Source organism: Brucella anthropi ATCC 49188 (genome assembly GCF_000017405.1).
Lineage (GTDB): Bacteria > Pseudomonadota > Alphaproteobacteria > Rhizobiales > Rhizobiaceae > Brucella > Brucella anthropi.
Genome location: NC_009667.1, coordinates 483,079 through 506,585, shown reverse-complemented (window position 1 = coordinate 506,585; position 23,507 = coordinate 483,079). Strand labels below are relative to the sequence as shown.

The following is a 23,507-nucleotide window of genomic DNA, read 5'->3' as shown; positions in this document are numbered from 1 at the left end:
TGTCAATGAAGGCGGAAACAGGAACTCATGCGCATACTCGTGGTAGAAGACGACGCGATCCTCCTCGACGGACTGACCGTAGGATTGGGGCTTGCCGGTTTCACCGTGGATGCCGTTTCCAATTGCGGCGATGCGGAAGCAGCCCTTGCCGCCCAGAACTATCATGCCGTGGTGCTCGACCTGATGCTGCCCGATGGCTCGGGCCTCGACATCCTCAGAACGATGCGGCGCGGCCGCGACGAGACACCGGTGCTACTGTTGACTGCCCGCGATCAAGTGCCCGAGCGCATTGCCGGCCTTGATGCAGGTGCCGACGATTATGTCGGCAAGCCCTTCGACCTGCATGAGCTTGCAGCCCGCGTGCGCGCAGTCGCCCGACGCGGTGCAGGGCGCGCCAATGCCCTGCTTGAATGGCGCGGCGTGGAACTGGACCCGGCGGAGATGTCGGTGCTTCTTCATGGTGAACCCGTCAGGCTGACCCGACGCGAATTCTCGATCCTGCGCGCCTTGATGGAACGGCCGACCGCCACCTTCTCCAAATCCTCACTGGAAGAAGCGCTTTATGGCTGGCAGGAGGAAGTGGAGAGCAACGCAGTGGAAGTCCATATCCATCATCTGCGCTCGAAACTCGGTTCGGATTATATCGAAACGGTGCGTGGGGTCGGCTACCGTCTGGCAGGGGCAAGCGCATGAATTCCATCCGCAGCCGCCTGACCGGCATCCTGATCGGCGTTACCTGTCTCGTGTGGCTTTTCGCGGTGGTGTGGATCCATATCAGCACCCAGTCACAGCTTGAAAAAGTGCTCGATGCGCGCCTGATGGAGGCCGCACGCATGGTCAATTCGCTTCTGACCGAGCACCGTGTGGAGGTTGGCCCGGAAGGCGATGGCGGGCAATTGTCGCTGAAGCCAATGCCGGATTTTCCGCTTTATGACCGGCAGCTGTTCTGCCAGATATGGGCGCTTGACGGCAAGCTGGTGGGACGTTCCGAAAGTGCGCCCGGCGTGCGGCTCACCAATGTTGCAAACGGCTTTTCCGATACGGAAGTTGCGGGTGATCGCTGGCGTGTATTCGCTGTCGAAAATACCCAGCTCGGACTGCGTGTCATGGTCGGCGACAGCCTGAGCGTTCGTGAAAGGCTGGTGCAAAACGTCGTGGCGGGCCTCGTGCTGCCAGCCCTGCTGATGCTGCCGGTTCTGGCGCTCATGATCTGGCTGTGCGTGCGGCGGGGCCTCGACCCGCTGAGCCGCCTTGCATCCGTGCTTTCCAAGCGGCAGGCGCAGGATCTGCGCCCACTGCCCGAACAGAACCTGCCCAAGGAGATCGCACCCGCCGTCACCGCGCTGAACGGGCTTTTCCATCGCGTTGAAGAGGCGCGCGAGCGCGAGCGCAACTTTGCGATCTTTGCCGCGCATGAGTTGAAGACGCCGCTCGCCGGACTGAAGACGCAGGCACAGATTGCCGAAGGTGCGAAGGATGAAAAAATGCGCGCCAATGCGGTGCGCCAGATCGCGGCGGGCGTCGACCGCACCAGCCGCCTCACCAACCAGCTTCTGGATCTGGCAGCGCTTGAAACCAGCGATGAGATCGAAGCACCAGCATACGAACCGGTGTGCCAGCTTCTGGTTGCGGTATCCACCGACATGCGGATGCTCGCAGTCCAGCGCGGCATTTCCATCGAATTGCCAGACAACATGCCGCTGGTGCAGTTGCCCTCCCCGCATCTCTTCACGCTTGCTGCTCGCAACCTGATCGAAAATGCCGTCAATCACTCGCCCAGGGATGGCGCCGTGCGCTGCCGGATCGAAGCTGAAGCGGGCAAAGTCAGGCTCACTGTCGAGGATAATGGACCTGGCATTCCCGACAGCGAAATGCCGCATGTAACCGAGCGTTTCTTCCGTGGCGCACATCGCAACGAAACCGGCAGCGGCCTTGGCCTCGCAATTGTGAAAATGGCGGCAGAACGGATGGGTGGCGAATTGCAGCTGCAAAACCGCTCACAAGGCGGGTTAAGCGCATCAATCATCGTGCCGGGCACGATTGTCGAATGACATAATACTGCGTCCCGCATCATGATCCGGCTGAAGCGGAATATTGACGAATCCTGAGCAAGGCTCTCTTCCCTATTTTTCGGGCCTTCTGGCAGCTGTCTTTGATTTAGATCAATGACAGCTGCTCTCTAAGCGCTGATAGGAAACCTATCGCTATTGCTGTCTCATCCGAGATGGCTCTTGTCATGCGCTGCGAGGGGATTTCATGAACTACGCCGCTGGAACAGTCCTTTCCGGTCTGGGAGCACTTTTTGCCGTGCTTCTGGCCGGATTTTCCCATGATGAGCTGTTCAGAACCCATATGTGGATTCTGTTCGCTACACTGGCCATCTTCACCATTCTTCTGATGCGAAATGCCGATTACGGCCTGACGCCGAAAAAGGTCGACCAGTCCACCTATATGGACGGCCCGATCCGCTACGGCGTCATCGCAACGGTTTTCTGGGGAGTGACCGGTTTTCTGGTCGGTGTGGTTATCGCCGCGCAGCTCGCCTTTCCAGATCTCAATCTGGAACCTTACCTGAACTTCGGCCGCCTGCGTCCGCTGCATACCTCTGCGGTTGTTTTTGCGTTTGGCGGAAACATCCTGATCGCGTCATCGTTCTATGTCGTGCAGCGCACCTGCCGCGCCCGCCTCATCGGCGGCGATCTCGCATGGTTCGTATTCTGGGGCTATCAACTCTTCATCGTGATGGCTGCGACCGGCTATCTGCTCGGCATCACGCAGAGCCGTGAATATGCAGAACCGGAATGGTATGTCGACATCTGGCTCACCATCGTCTGGGTCGCCTATCTGGTCGTGTTCCTCGGCACGATCCTGAAGCGCAAGGAGCCGCATATCTATGTGGCGAACTGGTTCTACCTGTCCTTCATCATCACCATCGCCATGTTGCACATCATCAACAATCTGGCGATCCCGGTCTCCTTCCTCGGCGTGAAGAGCTATTCGGCTTTTTCCGGCGTTCAGGATGCTGTGACGCAGTGGTGGTATGGCCATAACGCCGTTGCCTTCTTCCTGACCGTGCCATTCCTGGCCATGATGTACTATTTCGTGCCCAAGCAGGCAGAGCGTCCGATCTACTCTTACCGCCTGTCGATCGTGCACTTCTGGTCGATCATCTTTCTCTATATCTGGGCTGGTCCGCACCATCTGCATTACACCGCCGTTCCCGATTGGGCGCAGACGCTGGGCATGGTGTTCTCCATCATGCTGTGGATGCCGTCCTGGGGTGGCATGATCAACGGTCTGATGACGCTTTCCGGCGCATGGGACAAGGTCCGTACCGATCCGATCATCCGCCTGATGGTTGCAGCTATCGCCTTCTACGGCATGGCGACCTTTGAAGGCCCGATGCTTTCGATCAAGGCCGTCAATTCGTTGTCGCACTATACGGACTGGACCATCGGTCACGTTCATGCGGGTGCGCTCGGCTGGAACGGCATGATCACCTTTGCCGCCGTCTATTATCTCGCACCGAAGCTGTGGAACCGCCAGCGGCTCTATTCGATCCGCATGGTCAACTGGCACTTCTGGCTGGCGACGCTCGGCATCGTTCTCTATGCGGCGGCCATGTGGGTTGCCGGTATCCAGCAGGGCTTGATGTGGCGCGAATACGACGATCAGGGCTTCCTCGTCTATTCCTTCGCGGAAACCGTGCTCGCCATGTTCCCATATTACGTCATCCGTACGCTTGGCGGCGTGCTCTACCTCGCCGGTGGCTTCGTGATGGCCTGGAACGTCTATCAGACCATTCGCGGCAATCTGCGCAACGAAGCCCCGATGGGCGGTGCGCAGCCTGCAACTGGCACCACCATGCAGCCTGCCGAATAAGGAGCGTGTGATTTATGTCGATACTAAAGAACCACTCCAAGCTGGAGAAAAACGCAACGCTGCTGCTGATCGCATCGCTCGCCGTGGTCACGGTCGGTGGCATCGTTGAAATCGCGCCGCTCTTCTATCTCGAGAACACAATCGAGAAGGTGGAGGGCATGCGCCCCTACTCGCCGCTGGAACTCGCGGGCCGTGACGTCTATGTGCGTGAAGGCTGCTACCTTTGCCACAGCCAGATGATCCGTCCGTTCCGCGACGAGGTGGAACGCTACGGTCATTACAGCCTTGCCGCGGAATCCATGTACGATCATTCGTTCCAGTGGGGTTCCAAGCGCACGGGGCCTGACCTCGCGCGCGTCGGTGGCCGCTATTCGAACGAATGGCACGTGCAGCACCTTGTCCGTCCGCGTGACGTGGTGCCGGAATCGGTCATGCCAAGCTACGCCTTCCTGAAGAACCGTCCGCTGGACGCCTCCAACATTGCTGGCAATCTGAAGGCCAATGTGGCGGTCGGTGTGCCCTACAGCCAGGAAATGATCGACAGCGCGCTGGACGATCTCAAGGCGCAGGCTACGCCCGATGCCGATACATCCGGTGTCGAGGCCCGCTATCCCAAGGCCAAGCTCGGTGATTTCGACGGCAATCCGCAGATGATCTCGGAGATGGACGCACTCATCGCCTATCTCCAGATGCTCGGCACACTGGTCGATTTCTCGACCTACGACCAGTCCCCCAAAGCGAGATAAAGCGGAGATTTAGCGATGGATTACAATACCATGCGCACGTTCGCCGATAGCTGGGGTTTGCTCGGCATGGCGCTCTTTTTCCTCTTCGTCGTCTTCTACGCCTTCCGGCCAGGCAGCAAGCAGATAGCCGACCACGCGAAGGACATTCCTTTCAAGGATGACGCAAATGACTGACAAGCAAATTGACGATGTCACCGGCGTAGCGACGACCGGCCACGAATGGGACGGCATCAAGGAACTCGACAATCCAATGCCCCGCTGGTGGCTGTGGACATTCTACGCCACCATTTTCTGGGCGATCGCCTATGTCATCGCCTATCCCGCCTGGCCGCTGATTTCCAGTTCCACCGGCGGCGTGCTCGGCTGGTCGAGCCGTGGCGCCTTCTGGGAAGAAACCGCCAAGATCGACAGCGAGCGCCAGGGCATTATCGACCAGATCAAGGCCAAGGACGTGCACGAGATTCTGGCTGATGAAAACCTGCGCCAATATGCGATTGCCGGTGGCGCTGCTGCCTTCCGCGTCAACTGCGTGCAGTGCCACGGTTCTGGCGCACAGGGCGCACCCGGCTATCCGAACCTCAACGATGACGACTGGCTGTGGGGCGGTTCCATCGACGACGTTCTGACGACCATTCGTCATGGTGTGCGCTCGAAGGACGATGCCGACACCCGCGTTTCCGAAATGCCGGCTTTTGTCGACGTGCTGGAACCACAGCAGATCCGCGATGTCGCGGCCTATGTGGTGAGCCTCTCCGGCACGCCGCACAATTCGGAAATGGTGCCGGAAGGCAAGAAGGTGTTCGCCGAAAACTGTGCTGTCTGCCATGGCGCGGATGCCAAGGGCCTGCGTGAGTTCGGTGCGCCTAACCTGACAGACGCCATCTGGTTCTATGGTTCCGGCGAGGACGCCATCGTGCGTCAGGTATCGCATCCCAAGCATGGCGTCATGCCTGCATGGGAAACACGCCTCGGCGATGCGACCGTCAAGCAGCTTGCCATCTTCGTCCATTCGCTGGGCGGTGGTGAGTAACAATCACTGCCCCCGCATCGGAACCGATGCGGGGGCAGATGCTCCCGGCTTAAACGGCAGGTCGGGATACACTTCAAACCACTGCATTGGAACGGACGGCGAATAACCACCCCGCTCTCAATTGTTGCAAGTGCGATCATTCCGGGAAACCAGCTTCTGTCTTTCCGGGATCACGCTTCAGGAGCAAGGCAAATGTCAGACGATGTCGAACGCATTGACGTTCAGGCAGTCAATTCCCCCAAGACCCGCCCCTCTAAGATTGGGCAGTCGCTTTATGCGGCGCGGGTGAAGATTTTTCCAAAGCGTGTGCAGGGCGAGTTCCGGCGCTTCAAATGGATTGTCATGCTCATTACACTGGGCATCTACTATCTGACGCCCTGGCTGCGCTGGGATCGCGGTCCCTATGCACCCGATCAGGCGGTGCTGATCGATCTTGCCAATCGCCGCTTCTATTTCTTCTTCGTCGAAATCTGGCCGCAGGAATTCTACTACGTCGCAGGACTGCTTATCATGGCGGGTCTCGGCCTGTTTCTTGTAACGTCCGTCGCGGGCCGCGCCTGGTGTGGATATACCTGCCCTCAGACCGTCTGGGTCGATCTCTATCTGGTCGTCGAGCGCGCCATCGAAGGCGACCGCAATGCGCGCATGAAACTCGACAAGGCACCTTGGACCTTCGACAAGGTCTGGAAGCGGGTTGCCAAACACTCCGTCTGGATCGTCATCGGTGTTCTGACCGGCGGCGCATGGATTTTCTATTTCGCCGATGCGCCGAAGCTGCTCATGGATTTCGTGACAGGTCAGGCCGCACCCGTCGCCTATTTCACCGTCGCCATCCTCACCGCCACCACCTATATTTTCGGCGGGCTGATGCGCGAGCAGGTCTGCACCTATATGTGCCCGTGGCCACGCATTCAGGCTGCGATGCTGGACGAAAATTCGCTCACCGTCACCTATAATGACTGGCGCGGCGAGCCACGCTCACGCCATTCCAAGAAGGCGATTGCCGCAGGCGAAACCGTGGGCGACTGCGTGGATTGCAATGCCTGTGTCGCTGCCTGCCCGATGGGTATCGACATTCGCGACGGCCAGCAGCTGGAATGCATCACCTGTGCGCTGTGCATCGATGCCTGCAATTCGGTGATGGACAAGATCGACAAGCCGCGCGGTCTCATCTCCTATGCAACGCTTGCCGATTACGACTTCAACATGGCGCTGGCGACCAATAATGGCACGGCGCCCATCGACCCGGCACGCGTTTACAAGGCGCCGAACAGCTTCTCGGACAAGGTGCAGAACCTGTCGTGGAAGAAGGTGTTGCGTCCGCGCAGCATGTTCTACTTCGCCGTATGGGCGCTGATCGGCCTGACGCTCATCATCTCGCTGTCGATGCGCCAGCGCATCGGCATCAACGTGCTGCATGATCGCACCCCGCAATATGTGCTTCTGTCTGATGGCTCGATCCGCAATGGCTACACGGTCAAGCTGCTCAACATGATCCCGACGCCGCGCACCTTCCGTCTCTCTATCGAAGGTCTGCCGGGGGCAACACTGACGGTGCAGGACGAAACAGCGGATGCAGACGGCAATTATGATGTTCCGGTGGAGCCGGACCGTCTGAAGACGTTGCGTGTCTTCGTCACCATGCCGCATGATGCGATTACCGATCATCGCAAGGACTATGAAATCGAAGTGCGTGACGCAAACGGCGCGGAACATGCACGCTACATGGCAACTTTCATGGCACCGGAGGGCAGATAATGTCGATCAAGTCGAAAACCTCAGGCACGTTTACCGGCTGGCATATGCTGGGCATCATGGTCGCTTTCTTCGGTGTCATTATCGCCGTCAATCTGACCATGGCCTATAATGCCATCCATAGCTGGAGCGGGCTGGTGGTGAAGAACACCTATGTCGCCAGTCAGGAGTTCAACGACAAGGCACAGACCGGCAAGGAGCAGGCCGCGCTGCAATGGCAGTCGAAGCCTGCTTTTGAAAGCGGCATCTTCACCTGGCAGCTGGCCGATCGTGACGGCAAGGCCGTCGCCATGACCGGCGGCACGGTTGAGTTCAAGCGCCCGGTCGGCGATGTGCACGACACCAAGGTCACGCTGACAGTCCGCGAGCCCGGCGTGCTGACCGCTCCGCTGGAACTGGGCGAGGGTGCATGGATCATGGAAGTGAATGCCGATGCCGGTCTTGAAGACCCCTATCGCCACATCATCCGCGTTCTTGTGAAGGACGGGAGGATACTATGAGCTGCTGCGTCGAGAATGCACAGATAGCGACCGTTGTTCAGGCCGTCTCGGTAGATGAAATGCAGGTCGCAAGCCGTGCGCTTGGAGACGGCTTTCGCCAGCTCGACCTGTCGGTTCCCGGTGTTCATTGCGGCCTGTGCATCAAGAATATCGAGGAGACGCTCGGCAAGATCGCGGGCGTTGTCTATGTCCGCGTCAACCTGACGGCGCGCCGCGTCACCGTGCGCTGGAAAGATGGCGAGACGCCGCCAGATGTGGTCGATCCGCTGCGCAGGCTCGGTTATGAAGCCCATATCTTCGATATGGCGCAGGACAAGGATCCGACCTTCACGCGGCTCCTGATCGCACTTGGCGTCGCGGCCTTTGCTTCGAGCAATGTCATGCTTTTATCGGTCGCGGTCTGGTCGGGCGCGGATGCCGCGACACGCGACATGTTTCACTGGATTTCCGGCCTTATCGCCCTGCCGACGCTGATCTATTCGGGTCGCATTTTCTATGTTTCCGCCTGGAATGCGCTGCGCGCACGGCGCGTCAACATGGATGTGCCGATTGCACTCGCAATCACGCTTGCCTTCGGCATGAGCGTTTATGAGACGATGAACCATGGCCAGCACGCCTATTTCGACGCATCGGTGACACTGCTGTTCTTCCTGCTGATCGGCCGCACGCTCGATTACATGATGCGCGCCCGTGCCCGTTCCGCCGTGCGCGGTCTGGCGCAGCTCGGCAGCCGCGGCGCGGTGGTGATCGGCGAGAACGACGAACGCAATTACCTGCCGGTCAACGAAATCCGCCCCGGAATGCGCATCATTCTTGCCGCTGGCGAACGCGTCCCCGTTGATGCCAAGGTGGAGGAAGGCCGTTCGGAACTTGATTGTGCCATTGCATCGGGTGAAAGCGATGCGGTCCCGGTCGGTCCCGGCTCGGATATTCGCGCGGGCACGCTCAATCTCTCCACGCCGCTTGTCATCCGCGCTACGGCGGAAGCCAAGGATTCCTTCCTTGCTGAAATGGTGCGACTGATGGATGTCGCCGAAGGCGGCCGCGCTTATTATCGTCGTCTTGCCGACCGTGCTTCCGAACTCTACGTGCCGATGGTCCATACCATCGCCTTTGCGGCCTTCGTCGGCTGGATGATCTACACCGGTGGCGACTGGTATCGCTCGATCTATATCGCGATCTGCACCCTCATCATCACCTGCCCTTGCGCGCTCGCCCTTGCAGTGCCGATTGTGCAGGTGGTTGCGGCCCGTCGCCTGTTCGAAAACGGCATCATGATCAAGGACGGCTCCGCCATGGAACGGATGGCCGAGATCGACACTGCCATTTTCGACAAGACCGGCACATTGACCCTCGGTCAGCCGAGACTGATTAATGCCGATGCGATTGATCCCCACAATCTGGAGATCGCTGCGGAGCTGTCGCTTTATTCGCGCCATCCTTTGTCGCGCGCACTTGCGCTGTTCTCGGGCGCAAAACCGATGACTGCCTTTACCCGTATCGAGGAAGTGCCGGGCGCAGGCATCGAAGCGGAACTGAACGGCTCCATCTATCGGCTTGGCAAGCGGGACTGGGCGGATGGTACCGCTGTCATGCCTCATGCAGATGGCCCAGAAACCTGTCTTTCCATTGATGGCAAGCTGGTTCAGACCTTCCGCTTTGAAGATCAGCCGCGCGAGGACGCTGCCGGAGCCATCGCCACACTGAAGCGCAACGGCCTGAAGCTTGGCATCATTTCCGGCGACAGGCTGCCTGCCGTCGAGAGGCTTGCAGGTTATCTCGGCGTCGACAATTTTCAGGCTCAGGTACTGCCTGCCGACAAGTCGGAGCTGGTGCAGAAGCTGTCGAGAGAAGGCAGCAAGGTTTTGATGGTCGGCGACGGATTGAACGATGCTCCGGCCCTTGTCGCCGCCCATGTTTCCATGGCCCCGGCGACGGCAGCCGACATTGGCCGCAATGCAGCGGATTTCGTCTTTCTGCGCGAAAGCCTGTCGGCAGTACCGCTTGCCTTTGCCGTCTCGAAGGAAGCGGGCCGGTTGATCAGTCAGAATTTTGCGCTTTCCATCGGCTATAATATCATAGCCGTGCCGATTGCGATTTTTGGCTATGTCACCCCGCTGGTGGCTGCGCTTTCGATGTCGCTATCGTCCATCGTGGTGGTCAGCAACGCATTGCGGTTGCGGGCCGGAAAACAAAAGCAACAGACGCAGAAGACCATCGCGCCTGTTGCTATCATCAAGGAAGCGCACAAATGAGCGGACTTCTCTTTCTCATTCCAATCGCGCTGTTTCTGGGCCTGCTTGGCCTTGTCGCCTTTCTCTGGTCGTTGAAGAACGGCCAGTACGACGATCTGGATGGAGCGGCCAGTCGCATCCTGTTGGACGATGAGTCTAAGCCACTATCAAAATAGCTCTGAGATCATTGACATTCGTGCCGGTTGGCCCCGGTACGAACAGATCGCCGATGGCGTCGAATGCCGTCCATGCATCATTGGCGTTGAGCCGCGCCGCGCCATCCTCGCCCGCTTTTTGCAGACGCAAAACAGTGGAACCATCAGCAAAGGCTCCTGCATTGTCCTCCGATCCGTCGATACCATCCGTGTCAGCGGCCAGCGCATGGATATTGTCATAACCATCAATATCGAGGGCAAAAGACAGCAGGAACTCGCTGTTGCGTCCGCCCTTGCCGCCCTTGCCGCGAATGGTGACGGTCGTCTCACCGCCTGACAGAATGACCACTGGCTTCCTGAACGGGCGGTCACGGTCGGCCACCTCGCGGGCAATCGCCGCATGAACATGCGCCACTTCCCGCGCCTCGCCTTCCATCGCATCGGAGAGGATCACCGCTTCGACGCCATGACGCGCGGCTTCCTTCACTGCCGCTTCCAGCGAAACGGCAGCGGAAGCAATGACGCGCACTTCATTGCCTGCAAAAACCTTGTCGTCCGGCTTTGGCGCGTGAGCCTTCTCGCTCTTGATGTGCGCAAGCACAGCATCGGGCAGTTCCAGTCTATAGCGTTCGATGATCTTCAAAGCCTCATCGCGGTTTGTCTCGTCCGGCACAGTCGGGCCAGAAGCCACGAAGGCCGGATTATCGCCTGGAATATCCGAGACAACGAGCGAAAAGACCTTTGCCGGATGCGCGGCTGCGGCGAGCCTGCCGCCCTTGATCGTCGACAGATGTTTGCGGACCGCATTCATGGCCGAAATCGGCGCACCGGAGGCGAGCAGGATCTTGTTGACGGCGATTTCGTCCTCAAGCGTCAATCCTTCCGGCGGCGACGGCAGCAAGGCAGACCCACCACCGGAAACAAGCGCTACCACGAGGTCATCTTCCGTCAGGTTCGACACTGCATCGAACAGCCGCTTCGAGGCTTGAAGTCCTGCTTCATCAGGAACCGGATGCGCGGCCTCGATAATCTCGATACGCTCGCAGGGCGTGCCATAGCCGTAACGTGTAACCACCACGCCCTCCAGTGGAGCTTCCCAGGCACGTTCGAAAGCCGCCGCCATCTGCGCCGATCCCTTACCCGCACCGATGACAATCGTTCGTCCCTTCGGCTTGGCCGGAAGATTGGCGCGGATCACCAGTTCAGGATCGGCAGCCGCGACAGCGGCATCAAAAAGGCTGGTCAGAAATTTCTTCGGATCGGAGATGGCTGTCATGAGATTCCCAGCTTTGATTATCGTTTGACGGCACTATTTCGTGCCCCGCATATAAAATCAATGGAGCCGGCCACCTCCTCCAAGCAGCCAGCTCCACCCTCTCCCTCCAGAGAAATCAAATCCCTGAGTTAGGCTACCTCGTGGTTTGCCATGCGTTCAAGCGCACGCACGAGACCGGAATGGTCGAGACCATCATCGCCATGCGCCGCGCAGGAATTGAACAGTTCCTGTGCCATGGCCGTGTTCGGCAGCGAAACACCGAGCGCCTTTGCACCTTGCAGCGCAAGGTTCAAATCCTTCTGGTGCAGCGAAATGCGGAAGCCCGGATCGAAGGTCCGCTTGATCATGCGTTCGCCATGCACTTCGAGAATGCGGGACGATGCAAAGCCGCCCATCAGGGCTTCGCGCACCTTTGCCGGGTCCGCGCCTGCCTTGGAAGCGAAAACCAGCGCTTCGGCAACAGCCTCGATGTTGAGTGCGACGATGATCTGGTTTGCAACCTTGGTGGTCTGGCCATCACCGCAATCGCCGACGAGCGTGATGTTCTTGCCCATGAGTTTCAGGAGTGGCAGAGCGCGGTCGAACGATTCCTGCGAGCCGCCAGCCATGATGGAGAGGCTGGCATTCTTCGCGCCGACCTCACCGCCCGAAACCGGTGCATCGACATATTCGCCACCTGTCGCACGGACCTTCTTCGCAAACTCTTTTGTCTCGATGGGGGAAATCGAGCTCATGTCGATGAGCAACTTGCCTTTGCCGAGACCACCGATCGCACCACCCTCGCCGAAAATAACTTCGGCTACCTGCGGCGTGTCCGGCAGCATGAGGATAATGGTGTCGCACTCTTCGGCAACAGCCTTCGGCGTTTCCAGAATTTGCAGACCGTTGTCGATCAGCTCCTGGCGCGGTGGAGGATTGAACCGGGAGGTGAAGAGCTGATGTCCCGCATCCTGCAAATGACGCGCCATCGGCGTACCCATGATCCCCAGTCCGATGAAGCCTATCTTGGCCATGTCGCTTACTCCCTAATCTAGAGCGCTTGTCGATCTGATCTCATCAGATCAGCACTCTAATCTTTTACCTGTACGCGCATCTTGTCCGAAAACCGTTTCACACTTTTCGGGATGCGCTTTAATTTATGCGGTCAGCCGTTCGGCTTCATGGTTCTTGAACCAGCCGAGGCCTTCTTCAGTGGTGGTCTTCGGCTTGTATTCGCAGCCGATCCAGCCCTTGTATCCGGCGTTTTTCAGTGCTTCGAACACGTTCGGATAATTGATCTCACCGGTGCCCGGCTCATTGCGGCCCGGATTATCGGCAAGCTGAACATGGGCAATCAGCGGCCTGTAACGTTCATACGTTGCAACCAGCTCGCCGCGTGTCCGCTGCTGATGGTAGAGATCGTACTGGATGAACAGGTTGTTGCTGCCCACTTCGTCGATGATCGAAACCGCCTGCTCCACCGTGTTGAGATAGAAGCCCGGAATATCATAGTGGTTGATCGGCTCGATCAGCAGGCGAATGCCATGCTTGCCCAGTTCCTTTGCCGCCAGACGCAGATTGCTGACAAAAGTGGCGCGCAAAACGTCCGGATCGACACCTTGCGGGGCAATGCCGGAAAGGCAGTTGACCTGCGAACAGTTGAGCGTCGTGGCATAATCGATGGCATCGGCCACACCGCGCCGGAAATCATCGACGCGATCCGGCAGAACCGCAATGCCACGCTCGCCGCCAGCCCAATTGCCCGCAGGCAGATTGTGCAGGACCTGCGCCAGATTATGCTTGGTCAGCGCCGCCTTCAGCTCATGCCGGTTGAACTCGTAAGGGAAGAGATATTCCACCCCGGTGAAACCGGCCTTTGCGGCCAGTGCGAAGCGGTCCATGAAAGGCACTTCATTAAAAAGCATTGTGAGATTGGCTGCAAATCTCGGCATTTTCGCCTCCTTATAATTCTCTATTTGCGCAATTCTGGAAAAAGCCATTTCGCAATTTTCCTGGAATCACCCTCAACCTTGTTCTTTTCCCTCATCCTGAGGAGCCTCCCGAGCTTGTCGAGGGGAGGCGTCTCGAAGGGCGAGGGAAAATGCACCGTGCCTGCCCTCGTCCTTCGAGGCTTCGCTACGCTCCGCACCTCAGGATGAGGGGGAAACGAAGTCGTAAATCGACGTTACGTTAATCCAAAAGTGCTGCGATAGCGGTCGGCGCATCTTCGCCACGTTCGGCCAGTTCCTCGAATTCGACAACCTGATCGATGTCGACACCCATGGAAATATTGGTAACGCGTTCCAGGATGAATTCCAGAACCACCGGCACCTGATGCTCCGCCATAAGCGCTTTTGCCTGTTCAAAACTCTCAGTAAACTGGTTGGGGCTGCGAACCCGGATCGCCTTGCAACCGAGGCCTTCGGCGACAGCTACGTGATCGACGCCATAGCCCTTTTCCGCGTCGCCATTGGCATTGATGTTGTCGAAGGCGAGGCTCACCTCGAAATCCATGTTGAAGCCGCGCTGCGCCTGCCGAATGAGGCCGAGATAGGAATTGTTCACGACCACATGAATGTAGGGCAGCTTGTGCTGTGCGCCGACCGCCAGTTCCTCGATCATGAACTGGAAATCATAGTCGCCGGAAAGTGCCACAATCGGACGGTCAGGATCGGCAGCACGCACGCCGAGCGCTGCTGGCAGCGTCCAGCCGAGCGGACCGGCCTGACCGCAATTGATCCAGTTGCGTGGGCGATAGACATGCAGGAACTGCGCGCCCGCGATCTGGCTAAGGCCGATGGTCGTGACATAGCAGGTATCGCGACCGAATGCCTTGTTCATCTCCTCATAAACGCGCTGCGGCTTGAGCGGCGTCTGATCGAAATGCGTCTTGCGCAGCATGGTGCGCTTGCGCTCGCCGCATTCCTTGGCCCAGTCCGACCAGTCACGCAGCTTGCCTGCAGACTTCCATTCGGTCGCAACGTCCAGCAGCAGCTTCAGCGCCTTGCCTGCATCCGAAACGATACCGAAGTCCGGTGCAAAGACACGGCCGATCTGCGTCGGCTCAATGTCGATATGGATGAACTTGCGATCTTTCTTATAGGTGTCGACATTACCCGTGTGACGGTTTGCCCAGCGGTTACCGATGCCGATGACGACATCGGAGGCCAGCAAATTGGCATTGCCATAGCGGTGCGAGGTCTGCAGACCGCACATGCCTGCCATCAGGCGATGGTCGTCGGGAATGACGCCCCAGCCCATCAGGGTCGGGATGACCGGAATGCCTGTGATTTCGGCGAGCTCAACCAGGAGATCGGACGCATCGGCATTGATGATGCCGCCACCAGCAACGATCAGCGGACGTTCCGCCTCGTTCAGCATGGCGAGCGCCTTTTCGGCCTGTGCCCGCGTGGCAGCAGGCTTGTAGGCTTCCATCGGCTGGTAAGTGTCGATGTCGAATTCGATTTCGGCAAGCTGGACATCAATCGGCAGGTCGATCAGAACCGGACCGGGACGGCCCGACTTCATGATGTGAAACGCCTTCTGGAAAACAAAAGGCACCAATGCCGGTTCCATGACCGTGACCGCCCACTTGGTGACGGGGGCTGCGATCTTGGCGATATCGACCGCCTGAAAGTCTTCCTTGTCCAGACGCGCACGTGGCGCCTGACCCGTGATGCAGAGGATCGGGATCGAGTCAGCCGAAGCCGAATAAAGGCCCGTAATCATATCCGTTCCGGCAGGGCCGGACGTGCCGATGCAGACGCCAAGATTGCCATGCTTTGCGCGGGTATAGCCCTCGGCCATATGCGAAGCACCTTCGACATGACGCGCCAGTATGTGGCGGATCGAGCCGCGCGCTTTCATCGCCGAATAAAATGGATTGATCGCTGCGCCCGGTACACCGAAAGCACAATTGATCCCTTCTCTTTCCAGCACAAGCACGGCTGCATCGACTGCACGCATTCTGGCCATGGCCAATCCTCCTATGGAATTACTCTCCATTTATGAATGTTATTATCAAAAAATGGAAATGCATATCATTATATGGAAATAAAGATTTTCAACGGAATGGAGATAATCCGTCGATGTCTTTCCGAGTAGCAATGGATGCGATAGTGGTAATTCGTGAGTTTAGGCGGGATTCGGAGACGGTAATGGAACAGGCAAAGGTAAAGCGGGGCCGCAAGGCGGCGGAAAACGCCGCGCCCTCGTCTGTGCAGGTTCTGGACCGAAGCCTGAAGCTGCTGGCATTGATTGCCGAGAATGATGGCTCGACATTGACCGACCTTGCCGATGAGAGCGGTATGGCGCCCTCCACCGTGCACCGCCTTCTGTCGTCGCTGGCAAATCATGGTATGGTTTCCCACGATCTGGAAAGCGGAGATTGGACCATCGGCGTCAAGGCTTTCGAAATCGGCAATGCCTTTCGCCGGTTCCGCAAGCTCGGCATTCTGGCGCGGCCTTATCTCAAGACATTGATGGAAACGAGCGGCGAAACCGCCAATATCGGCGTCGAGGACGGCGGCGATGTCGTGTTCATCTCGCAGATCGAAAGTCATGCGCCGATGCGCGCCTTTTTCCGGCCCGGACGGCGCGGGCCCATCCATGCATCCGGCATCGGCAAGGCCATATTGTCCACCTGGTCGGACAAGGAAATCGCGCACGCTCTTTCGGGGCGCACGCTTGAACATTTCACGCAGCGTACGCTCGACAGCCTGCCCGCGCTCTTGAAAGACATTCAGGCAACCCGCACCCGCGGCTGGTCTGTTGATGATGAAGAACATACGCTCGGCATGTGCTGCATCGCCGCTCCCATCTTCAATGAATATGGCGAGGCGATTGCTGGTATTTCCGTTTCCGGCCCTGCGGTGCGCCTGCCGAAAAAGAGACTCGAGGAGTTCGGGCCGCTGATCCGCTCCACCGCCGACGAGCTTACCCGTGCCATGGGCGGCAAACGCCCGGAAGAGTTTTAACAAAAAGACCCGCAGCGGATCGCTCCGCCACGGGTCATCCTCCTCCAAGGATTGGAGTAATCAGGCCAGTTCGGCCTTGAGCGGCTTGCCAGCCACATAGGTTTCGACGATGGCGCGGTCATCGCCCAGCGTCTGCAACAGGAACAGTTCCTGCTCCAGCGTCGCGCCAGCCGCCATGCGAAGCCGCATCGGCGATGTGGCCGATGAATCCAGCACCACGATATCCGCTTCCGTGCCCTCGTCGAGCGTACCGATCTTGTCTTCCATCGACAGCGCACGGGCATTGCCCAGCGTCATCATGTAGAATGACTGGAACGGGTTCAGACGCTGTTCGCGCAGCTGGAGGACTTTGTAGCCCTCGTCCATAGTGCGCAGCATGGAGAAACTCGTGCCGCCGCCGACATCGGTCGCCACCGCCATGCGCACGCCCGATGCTTTCAAGCGGTCGCGATCGAAAAGACCCGAGCCGAGGAACATATTGGAAGTCGGGCAGAAGACGGCAATCGAGCCGGTTTCCGCCATGACGCGCACTTCGCGCGGCTCCAGATGGATCGAATGGCCGAGCAGGGTCTTGTCGCCCAACAGGCCGTAATGCTCGTATATGCCGAGATAGTCCGGTGCATCGGGATAAAGCGACTTGGTGAAAGAGATTTCGTCGTGATTTTCCGAAAGATGCGTCTGGATGTAGCTGCCGGGATGCTCACGAACAAGCGCCTGGCTTGCCTCAAGCTGCTCCGGCGTGGACGTAATGGCAAAGCGCGGGGTGATCACATAATCGAGGCGGCCTTTGCCCTGCCAGCGTGCGATCAGCGCCTTCGTATCATCATAGCCGGACTTTGCCGTGTCGCAGAGTGCTGGCGGCGCATTGCGATCCATCATGACCTTGCCGCCGAGCATGCGCATGTTGCGATGTTGCGAGGCGCGGAAATAGGCATCGACGCTCTGCGGATGTACCGAGCAGTAAGCAACCGCCGTGGTGGTGCCGTGGCGGATCAGCTCGTCAAGAAAGCGCTCCGCGATGAATTCGGCATGTTGCTCATCGGCAAATTTCTGTTCAGCGACGAACGTATAGGTATTGAGCCACTCCAGCAGATTGGCTGCATAAGAAGCGACCACCTGCGTCTGCGGATAATGGATATGCGTATCGATGAAACCGGGCAGGATCAGGTGCGGGCGATGGTCGGCGACGTTGACGTCGCGGCCTGCCATGCTGCTTACTTCAGCATAGTCCCCGAGGCGCAGGATACGGCCATCTTCGACAAGAACAGCGCCGTCCTCGATATAGCGGTAAGCGGCATTGTCATCGAGGCTCTGCGGTTCGTCACGAAAGGTCAGCACACGGCCGCGGATCAGAAGCTTGGTCATTTTAGTCGTGGTCCTTATTTCGGGCCTTGCGTGGCAGACTGGTACCAGGAGGCAAGAAGCTGACGCTCTTCCTCGCTCACGCCGGTGACATTGGCGGGCGGCATGGCATGTGAGCGACCTGCCTGCAAATAGATTTCACGCGCATGCGCGGCAATATCCCGGTCGGTATCCAGCACGACGCCTTTCGGTGGCGCAATGATACCTTCCCAGCCCGGTTCCTTGGCATGGCACATGGCGCAACGCCCCAGAACGGTATCCCGCACTTTTTCAAAGTGCGGGTCCGAGATGAAAGACTGCTGCAATGCCGAAACCTTCTGTTCTTCCGGCTCACCGGTCAGAACCTTCGGCACTGTCGAGAGCCAGATGATGATGATGAACAGGATCACCGTTACCAGCCAGGTCCAGGTCGGGCTGCCCTTGCGGGCATGCTGTGTGTTGAACCAGTGGCGGATCGTGACGCCCATCAGGAACACCAGCGAGGCGATGATCCAGTTGAATTGCGTCCCGAAAGCCAGCGGATAGTGGTTCGACAGCATCAGGAACAGAACAGGCAGCGTCAGATAGTTGTTATGCGTCGAACGCTGCTTGGCGATCTTGCCGTATTTCGGGTCCGGCTTGCGGCCTGCGATCAGATCCGCCACCACGATCTTCTGGTTCGGGATGATGATCATGAACACGTTGGCAGACATGATCGTTGCCGTGAAGGCACCGAGATGCAGGAAGGCGGCGCGGCCTGTAAACAGGTGCGTATAGCCCCAGGCCACCACCACCAGAATACAGTAGAGAATGACCATCAGGAGCGTATCGCTCTTACCGAGCATCAACTTGCAGATGGTGTTATAGGCGATCCAGCCGAAGGCCAGCGAACCGATCGAGATCGCAATGGCGACCGGTACGGAAACATCGAGCACATTCGGATCGATCAGGTAGAGATCGGCGCCGGCATAGTAGACGATGCAGAGCAGCGTGAAACCCGACAGCCAGGTGGCGTAGGATTCCCATTTGAACCAGGTCAGGTGTTCCGGCATTTCGGCGGGCGCAACCAGATATTTCTGGATGTGATAGAAGCCACCGCCATGGACCTGCCATTCCTCGCCATGCGCACCAACCGGCAAGCCGGGACGCTGGCGCAGACCGAGATCAAGCGCGATGAAGTAGAAAGACGAGCCGATCCACGCAATCGCGGTAATCACATGCAGCCACCGCGCTGCGAAGCCCAGCCAGTCCCAGGCTACGGCGAAATCATACATCAGGCACTCCCATTTCTTGACCCATTTTTGAGCCCCATTGTTCGTTGTTGCATTATGTGCCAAAGGAATCAGGTTCAGGGAACGTCACATCACGACCAGCACTTTCAAAAAAATCTAGACAATCGTGGAGGGGACGTATGTCATATCTTGATAATCTGCGCGTTTTTGTGCGCGTTGTCGAATTGGGAAATCTATCTGCAGCGGGTCGCGACCAGCGCGCTTCGCCAGCAGTTGCAAGCAATCGAATCAAAGAGTTGGAGAAGCACCTGGGGGTCAGGCTCTTCAACCGGACGACACGCAAGCTTACGCCGACCGAACACGGTCGCGTATTCTATGACGGTGCGTTGAAAATCCTCGAAGCTGTGGATGAGGCGGAAGCTGCCGTGGCTGAACTGGCGAAAAATCCCAAGGGATCGATTCGCATTACCGCTCCGCTTGGCTTCGGGAGACGGCTGATTGCATCGGGAATTCCGGAGTTTCACGACAAATATCCGGATATCGAAGTACGGCTTCGCCTGTCCGATCATGAAGTCGATATTATGAGCGAAGGCGTCGATGTGGCTTTCAAGCTCGGCGTTCTGGAGAATTCGAACCTGCGTATGCGCGGGATCATGAATTGCGAGCGCGTGATCTGTGCAGCGCCTGCATATCTCGAGAAACACGGGGTTCCGCAGTCTCCTGACGAGCTGCTTGGCGACAAGCATGACTGTCTTCTGCTGCGTTTTCCAGGCTCAAAGGAATATTTCTGGTCCCTGCAAACGGCGGAAGGTCTGCGCAAATTCGAAGTCACCGGGCCATTTGACTCGGATGATGGCGACGTATTGACGCAATGGGCGCTTGGCGGGCGCGGCATCATCAACAAGCCGCTGTTCGAAGTGAAGGAATATATCCGTGACGGACGGCTGGTTCCAATCCTCGAAAGCACACCACCGGCGCCGATCCAGCTTGCTGCGATCTATCCGCACAAGCGCTTTCAGGACCCAAAGGTACGTCTGATCATCGATTTCATGACGGAACGGTGCCAGCGATTGATCCGCGAGGCTTTGATGTAGAGCGGCTCAAACCGCTCTATTCCTTTGTTTTCAAATATTATATCGCGCGAAACCTTCTCGCGCTTTACCGGAAATGCGAAAAGAAAACCCGCCTGATCAGGCGGGTTGCGATACACGTACGGAAGTCAGCACCGCCGTCAGAACTTCGGCTGCGGCCAATGCCGCAATGACTTCCGGCCTCTTGTCTTTCACAACGGCTCCGCCGACGGGACAGACAAGATTTTCAAAAAGATTGTCGCTACCGATTTCGCGTTTCAACCAATTTTTGAAAGTAGCTTTTTTGGTCTTCGAGCCGATCATGCCGACATAAACGGCGTCGCGTCGCTGCAATGCCTCAGCAACAATCAGAAAATCCAGCGCGTGGTCATGGGTGAGAACGATAAACGCGCTACCCGGCGGGGCAGAACGCACCACCTGTTCGGGCATGGCCGACAGACAGGTTTCGACGCCCGGCACATCGCACGCCATCAGCTCCGCTTCCCGCGTATCCACCAGAATGACCCGGACAGGCGTGAGCGAGAGAGCACTCGCCAGCGCATCGCCAACATGGCCCGCGCCGAAGACATAGACATGCGGGCGCGTGGCTATTTCCGCATCGACCTTGCTGACAAGCTCGTCGGTGAGCCCACGGCTGACACGCCTGAAGCTCAGGCCTACCCGTCCGCCGCAGCACTGGCCGATTTCGGGCCCCAGTGGCACATTCATGGGTGGAACGTCCTTGGGTGAGTCCCTGCCGCCGAGCAGCACCTTCCGGGCATGGTCGATAGCCATATATTCAAGCTGACCGCCACCGATCGTCCGGAAGATCATATCGCGGGCAACCAGCATCCACGCCCCGGCATCGCGGGGTGCGGAACCTTTCACATCGGTGACTTCAACCAGCACACTATCGGGACGCCGGTTGAGAAAAGCCCGGATATCGTCGCGCGCGCCTGGCATCTCTCTAGCCCTTTTGCTTGCGGAGCCGTTCGATGGCCATCAGCACACGTTCCGGCGTTGCTGGCGCATCGAGACGTGGGCAGACCTTGTGATCCGCCACGGTGGCAATGGCGTCGGCCAGAGCATGCAGCACCGACAACCCAAGCGGCAGTGGCGGTTCGCCGACAGCCTTGGAACGATGGATCGTCGGCTCATAAGCCTCGGACCAGTCGGTCAGCGCGACATTGAAGATCTTGGGCCGGTCGGAAGCCAGCGGGATCTTGTAGGTGGATGGCGCATGGGTGCGAAGCCGCCCCTTGTCGTCCCACACAAGCTCCTCTGTCGTCAGCCAGCCCATGCCCTGCACGAAGCCGCCTTCAACCTGACCGATATCGATGGCGCGGTTCAGGGAACGCCCGGTATCATGCAGAATATCGGTGCGCTCCACCACATATTCACCAGTCAGAGTGTCGACGGAAACTTCGGAGCAGGCTGCTCCGTAAGCATAGTAATAGAAGGCATGGCCCCGGCCCTTGGCACGGTCCCAGTGAATTTTCGGCGTCTTGTAGTGACCTGCCGCCGACAGCTGCACACGACCGATAAAGGCCTGCTTTACGAGATCGTTGAAGCTGATTTCCTGATTGCCGACACGAACCCGGTTGGGAAGGAAGACAACCTGATCTTCCGGCACCTGATATTGCTGTGCCGCAAAATGGATGAGGCGTTTCTTGATCTGGCGGGCTGCGTCCTGTGCAGCCATGCCGTTGAGATCGGCACCGGAAGAAGCCGCCGTCGGCGCCGTGTTCGGCACCTTGGCGGTGGTCGTCGCGGTGATCTTCACCCGGTCGATGTCGATCTGGAATTCCTCGGCCACGACTTGCGCCACTTTCAAATGGAGCCCCTGCCCCATTTCCGTGCCGCCATGGTTCATATGCACCGAGCCGTCATTGTATACATGCACCAGAGCGCCAGCCTGATTGGACTCCGTCTTGGTGAAGGAGATGCCGAATTTCACCGGCGTCAGCGCCATGCCGCGTTTGACATAACGGCTTTTCGCGTTGAACTCGCGGATCGCTTCGCGGCGCTTCGCGTAATCTGAACTTTCCTCAAGTTCCGAAACGATGCGCTGGATAATGCAATCTTCGACCTTCTGGTGATAGGGGGTGACGTTGCGTGTGCCGTCCTTACCCATTTCATCGTAGAAATTGCGCTTGCGGATTTCGAGCGGGTCCTTGCCGACAGCGAAAGCCACCTCATCGATCACGCGTTCTGCGCCAACCATGCCCTGCGGCCCACCGAAGCCGCGAAACGCCGTATTCGACACGGTGTTCGTGTAAAGCGGTGCCGACTGCGCATGAACTGCGGGGAAGAAATAGGCATTGTCGCAGTGAAACAGTGCGCGGTCGCCGACAGGTCCGGAAAGGTCTGCCGAGAACCCGGCATTGAGGGCAAACAGATAGTCGATGCCCAGAATATTGCCGTCATCGTCGAAGCCGACTTCATAGTCGATGACGAAGCCATGGCGCTTGCCGGTCGAGGTCATGTCCTCGTCGCGGTCGAGCCTGATCTTCATGGCGCGCTTGTGCTTCTTGGCAGCAATGGCTGCAATGGCCGCCCACTGGTTGGCCTGCGTTTCCTTGCCGCCGAAGCCACCGCCCATGCGGCGCACTTCCACCGTCACGGAATGGCTCGGCACGCCCAGCGCATGCGCAACCAGATGCTGGGTTTCGCTCGGCCCCTGCGTGGAGCAATAGACGGTGACGTCCTCATCCTCGCCGGGGATAGCCAGCGAAACCTGACCCTCAAGATAGAAATGATCCTGCCCACCAAGATACATGCGGTTCTTGATACGGTGCGGCGCGGTATCGATGGCCGCACGTGCATCACCGCGCTTCAGCGTCAGCGGCGTGGTGACAAGCCGGTCCTTCAGACCGTCCAGCGCATCGATGGAATAGATACCTGTCGTTTCTTCATATTCGATCTTTGCCAAACGCGCGGCGCGGCGCGCCTGATCGCGACTTTTCGCGATAACCGCAAAGATCGGCTGGCCGTGAAACTCAACCTTGTCGACTGCAAAGATCGGGTCGTCATGCATGCCCGATGGCGAAACATCGTTTTCGCCGGGCACGTCCTTGTAGGTCAACACGTCGATTACGCCGGGAGCGGCGCGCACTGCCGACAAATCAATCGACTTGAATGAACCATGTGCAACGGACGAATAGCCGACCCCGATATGCAACGTGCCTTCGGGCTCCGGTATATCATCGATATAGACAGCCGTTCCCGTCACATGCTTGTGCGCGGAATCGTGTTTCTGGTCGGTCGCGACGCCACCCACAATGCGGGCAGCTTTCAATGCATTTGCAGGATGCTTGTTCATGATTGCCTC

General features: G+C 58.3%; 20 protein-coding genes. 12 read left to right on the top strand and 8 right to left on the bottom strand.

Going from position 1 to position 23,507, the window contains the following annotated elements; genetic code table 11:
• Positions 1 to 27 precede the first annotated feature (27 nt).
• The 10 genes from OANT_RS02465 to ccoS all read left to right on the top strand — a co-directional run bounded on the left by OANT_RS02465 (position 28) and on the right by ccoS (position 10,323).
• Positions 28 to 693: a response regulator gene (locus OANT_RS02465; RefSeq protein WP_012090755.1), complete on the top strand. Its 666-nt coding sequence runs from the start codon at positions 28 to 30 to the stop codon at positions 691 to 693.
• Positions 690 to 2,051, top strand: coding sequence for an ATP-binding protein (locus OANT_RS02460; protein ID WP_012090754.1), 1,362 nt, complete (start codon positions 690 to 692; stop codon positions 2,049 to 2,051). The genes OANT_RS02465 and OANT_RS02460 overlap by 4 nt, the downstream gene beginning before the upstream one ends.
• A 205-nt stretch (positions 2,052 to 2,256) precedes the next feature.
• Positions 2,257 to 3,882, top strand: coding sequence for a cytochrome-c oxidase, cbb3-type subunit I (gene ccoN / locus OANT_RS02455; RefSeq protein ID WP_012090753.1), 1,626 nt, complete (start codon positions 2,257 to 2,259; stop codon positions 3,880 to 3,882).
• A gap of 14 nt (positions 3,883 to 3,896) precedes the next feature.
• Positions 3,897 to 4,628, top strand: coding sequence for a cytochrome-c oxidase, cbb3-type subunit II (gene ccoO, locus OANT_RS02450; protein WP_010658291.1), 732 nt, complete (start codon positions 3,897 to 3,899; stop codon positions 4,626 to 4,628).
• A 15-nt stretch (positions 4,629 to 4,643) separates the two neighbouring features.
• Positions 4,644 to 4,802: a CcoQ/FixQ family Cbb3-type cytochrome c oxidase assembly chaperone gene (locus OANT_RS02445; protein WP_010658290.1), complete on the top strand. Its 159-nt coding sequence runs from the start codon at positions 4,644 to 4,646 to the stop codon at positions 4,800 to 4,802.
• A complete protein-coding gene (ccoP, locus tag OANT_RS02440) occupies positions 4,795 to 5,658 on the top strand; it encodes a cytochrome-c oxidase, cbb3-type subunit III (protein ID WP_012090752.1) in 864 nt (287 codons plus the stop codon). Before OANT_RS02445 ends, ccoP begins: the two co-directional genes overlap by 8 nt.
• A gap of 192 nt (positions 5,659 to 5,850) precedes the next feature.
• Positions 5,851 to 7,416: a cytochrome c oxidase accessory protein CcoG gene (ccoG, locus tag OANT_RS02435; RefSeq protein WP_012090751.1), complete on the top strand. Its 1,566-nt coding sequence runs from the start codon at positions 5,851 to 5,853 to the stop codon at positions 7,414 to 7,416.
• On the top strand, positions 7,416 to 7,913 hold the full coding sequence (locus OANT_RS02430) for a FixH family protein (RefSeq protein ID WP_012090750.1): 498 nt from the start codon (positions 7,416 to 7,418) through the stop codon (positions 7,911 to 7,913). Before ccoG ends, OANT_RS02430 begins: the two co-directional genes overlap by 1 nt.
• Positions 7,910 to 10,168 (top strand): cation-translocating P-type ATPase, encoded by a 2,259-nt coding sequence (locus OANT_RS02425; RefSeq protein WP_012090749.1) that lies wholly within the window; start codon positions 7,910 to 7,912, stop codon positions 10,166 to 10,168. The genes OANT_RS02430 and OANT_RS02425 overlap by 4 nt, the downstream gene beginning before the upstream one ends.
• Positions 10,165 to 10,323, top strand: a complete 159-nt coding sequence (ccoS, locus tag OANT_RS02420; protein WP_010658285.1) for a cbb3-type cytochrome oxidase assembly protein CcoS — start codon at positions 10,165 to 10,167, stop codon at positions 10,321 to 10,323. Before OANT_RS02425 ends, ccoS begins: the two co-directional genes overlap by 4 nt.
• On the opposite strand, the gene OANT_RS02415 is transcribed toward ccoS, so the two are convergent.
• From OANT_RS02415 to gcl, 4 genes are all read right to left on the bottom strand, one after another.
• Positions 10,304 to 11,578, bottom strand: a complete 1,275-nt coding sequence (locus OANT_RS02415; RefSeq protein WP_012090748.1) for a glycerate kinase type-2 family protein — start codon at positions 11,576 to 11,578, stop codon at positions 10,304 to 10,306. The two genes, ccoS and OANT_RS02415, sit on opposite strands and share 20 nt — an antisense overlap.
• A gap of 128 nt (positions 11,579 to 11,706) precedes the next feature.
• Positions 11,707 to 12,591, bottom strand: coding sequence for a 2-hydroxy-3-oxopropionate reductase (locus tag OANT_RS02410; RefSeq protein WP_012090747.1), 885 nt, complete (start codon positions 12,589 to 12,591; stop codon positions 11,707 to 11,709).
• Between the two features lie 123 nt (positions 12,592 to 12,714).
• Positions 12,715 to 13,509 carry a hydroxypyruvate isomerase gene (hyi, locus tag OANT_RS02405; protein ID WP_012090746.1) on the bottom strand — a complete coding sequence of 265 codons (795 nt, stop codon included), beginning with the start codon at positions 13,507 to 13,509 and terminating at the stop codon, positions 12,715 to 12,717.
• Positions 13,510 to 13,747: 238 nt separating this feature from the next.
• The gene (gcl, locus tag OANT_RS02400) at positions 13,748 to 15,532 is read right to left on the bottom strand and encodes a glyoxylate carboligase (RefSeq protein ID WP_012090745.1); all 1,785 of its coding nucleotides are present in this window, start codon (positions 15,530 to 15,532) and stop codon (positions 13,748 to 13,750) included.
• Positions 15,533 to 15,714: 182 nt separating this feature from the next.
• On the opposite strand from gcl, the gene OANT_RS02395 reads away from it, so the two are divergent.
• Entirely contained in the window at positions 15,715 to 16,533 is an 819-nt protein-coding gene (locus OANT_RS02395; protein WP_041544941.1) for an IclR family transcriptional regulator, read from the top strand.
• 60 nt (positions 16,534 to 16,593) lie between these two features.
• On the opposite strand, the gene guaD is transcribed toward OANT_RS02395, so the two are convergent.
• Both guaD and OANT_RS02385 read right to left on the bottom strand, forming a co-directional pair.
• Complete coding sequence (gene guaD / locus OANT_RS02390; RefSeq protein ID WP_012090743.1) at positions 16,594 to 17,898, bottom strand: guanine deaminase; 1,305 nt, start codon at positions 17,896 to 17,898, stop codon at positions 16,594 to 16,596.
• 14 nt (positions 17,899 to 17,912) lie between these two features.
• On the bottom strand, positions 17,913 to 19,148 hold the full coding sequence (locus OANT_RS02385; protein ID WP_012090742.1) for a urate hydroxylase PuuD: 1,236 nt from the start codon (positions 19,146 to 19,148) through the stop codon (positions 17,913 to 17,915).
• A 137-nt stretch (positions 19,149 to 19,285) separates the two neighbouring features.
• On the opposite strand from OANT_RS02385, the gene OANT_RS02380 reads away from it, so the two are divergent.
• On the top strand, positions 19,286 to 20,200 hold the full coding sequence (locus OANT_RS02380) for a LysR family transcriptional regulator (protein WP_012090741.1): 915 nt from the start codon (positions 19,286 to 19,288) through the stop codon (positions 20,198 to 20,200).
• 96 nt (positions 20,201 to 20,296) lie between these two features.
• Here OANT_RS02380 and xdhC read toward each other — a convergent pair whose 3' ends face one another.
• Both xdhC and xdhB read right to left on the bottom strand, forming a co-directional pair.
• The gene (xdhC, locus tag OANT_RS02375) at positions 20,297 to 21,139 is read right to left on the bottom strand and encodes a xanthine dehydrogenase accessory protein XdhC (RefSeq protein WP_010658276.1); all 843 of its coding nucleotides are present in this window, start codon (positions 21,137 to 21,139) and stop codon (positions 20,297 to 20,299) included.
• Positions 21,140 to 21,143: 4 nt separating this feature from the next.
• Positions 21,144 to 23,498 carry a xanthine dehydrogenase molybdopterin binding subunit gene (gene xdhB / locus OANT_RS02370; protein ID WP_010658275.1) on the bottom strand — a complete coding sequence of 785 codons (2,355 nt, stop codon included), beginning with the start codon at positions 23,496 to 23,498 and terminating at the stop codon, positions 21,144 to 21,146.
• Positions 23,499 to 23,507: the final 9 nt, after the last annotated feature.

Bases quoted from the DNA above. Each gene is read 5' to 3' on its own strand.
- OANT_RS02465 (WP_012090755.1), top strand. From the start codon at position 28: ATGCGCATACTCGTGGTAGAAGACGACGCGATCCTCCTCGACGGACTG.
- OANT_RS02460 (WP_012090754.1), top strand. From the start codon at position 690: ATGAATTCCATCCGCAGCCGCCTGACCGGCATCCTGATCGGCGTTACC.
- ccoN (WP_012090753.1), top strand. From the start codon at position 2,257: ATGAACTACGCCGCTGGAACAGTCCTTTCCGGTCTGGGAGCACTTTTT.
- ccoO (WP_010658291.1), top strand. From the start codon at position 3,897: ATGTCGATACTAAAGAACCACTCCAAGCTGGAGAAAAACGCAACGCTG.
- OANT_RS02445 (WP_010658290.1), top strand. From the start codon at position 4,644: ATGGATTACAATACCATGCGCACGTTCGCCGATAGCTGGGGTTTGCTC.
- ccoP (WP_012090752.1), top strand. From the start codon at position 4,795: ATGACTGACAAGCAAATTGACGATGTCACCGGCGTAGCGACGACCGGC.
- ccoG (WP_012090751.1), top strand. From the start codon at position 5,851: ATGTCAGACGATGTCGAACGCATTGACGTTCAGGCAGTCAATTCCCCC.
- OANT_RS02430 (WP_012090750.1), top strand. From the start codon at position 7,416: ATGTCGATCAAGTCGAAAACCTCAGGCACGTTTACCGGCTGGCATATG.
- OANT_RS02425 (WP_012090749.1), top strand. From the start codon at position 7,910: ATGAGCTGCTGCGTCGAGAATGCACAGATAGCGACCGTTGTTCAGGCC.
- ccoS (WP_010658285.1), top strand. From the start codon at position 10,165: ATGAGCGGACTTCTCTTTCTCATTCCAATCGCGCTGTTTCTGGGCCTG.
- OANT_RS02415 (WP_012090748.1), bottom strand. From the start codon at position 11,578: ATGACAGCCATCTCCGATCCGAAGAAATTTCTGACCAGCCTTTTTGAT.
- OANT_RS02410 (WP_012090747.1), bottom strand. From the start codon at position 12,591: ATGGCCAAGATAGGCTTCATCGGACTGGGGATCATGGGTACGCCGATG.
- hyi (WP_012090746.1), bottom strand. From the start codon at position 13,509: ATGCCGAGATTTGCAGCCAATCTCACAATGCTTTTTAATGAAGTGCCT.
- gcl (WP_012090745.1), bottom strand. From the start codon at position 15,532: ATGGCCAGAATGCGTGCAGTCGATGCAGCCGTGCTTGTGCTGGAAAGA.
- OANT_RS02395 (WP_041544941.1), top strand. From the start codon at position 15,715: ATGGAACAGGCAAAGGTAAAGCGGGGCCGCAAGGCGGCGGAAAACGCC.
- guaD (WP_012090743.1), bottom strand. From the start codon at position 17,898: ATGACCAAGCTTCTGATCCGCGGCCGTGTGCTGACCTTTCGTGACGAA.
- OANT_RS02385 (WP_012090742.1), bottom strand. From the start codon at position 19,148: ATGTATGATTTCGCCGTAGCCTGGGACTGGCTGGGCTTCGCAGCGCGG.
- OANT_RS02380 (WP_012090741.1), top strand. From the start codon at position 19,286: ATGTCATATCTTGATAATCTGCGCGTTTTTGTGCGCGTTGTCGAATTG.
- xdhC (WP_010658276.1), bottom strand. From the start codon at position 21,139: ATGCCAGGCGCGCGCGACGATATCCGGGCTTTTCTCAACCGGCGTCCC.
- xdhB (WP_010658275.1), bottom strand. From the start codon at position 23,498: ATGAACAAGCATCCTGCAAATGCATTGAAAGCTGCCCGCATTGTGGGT.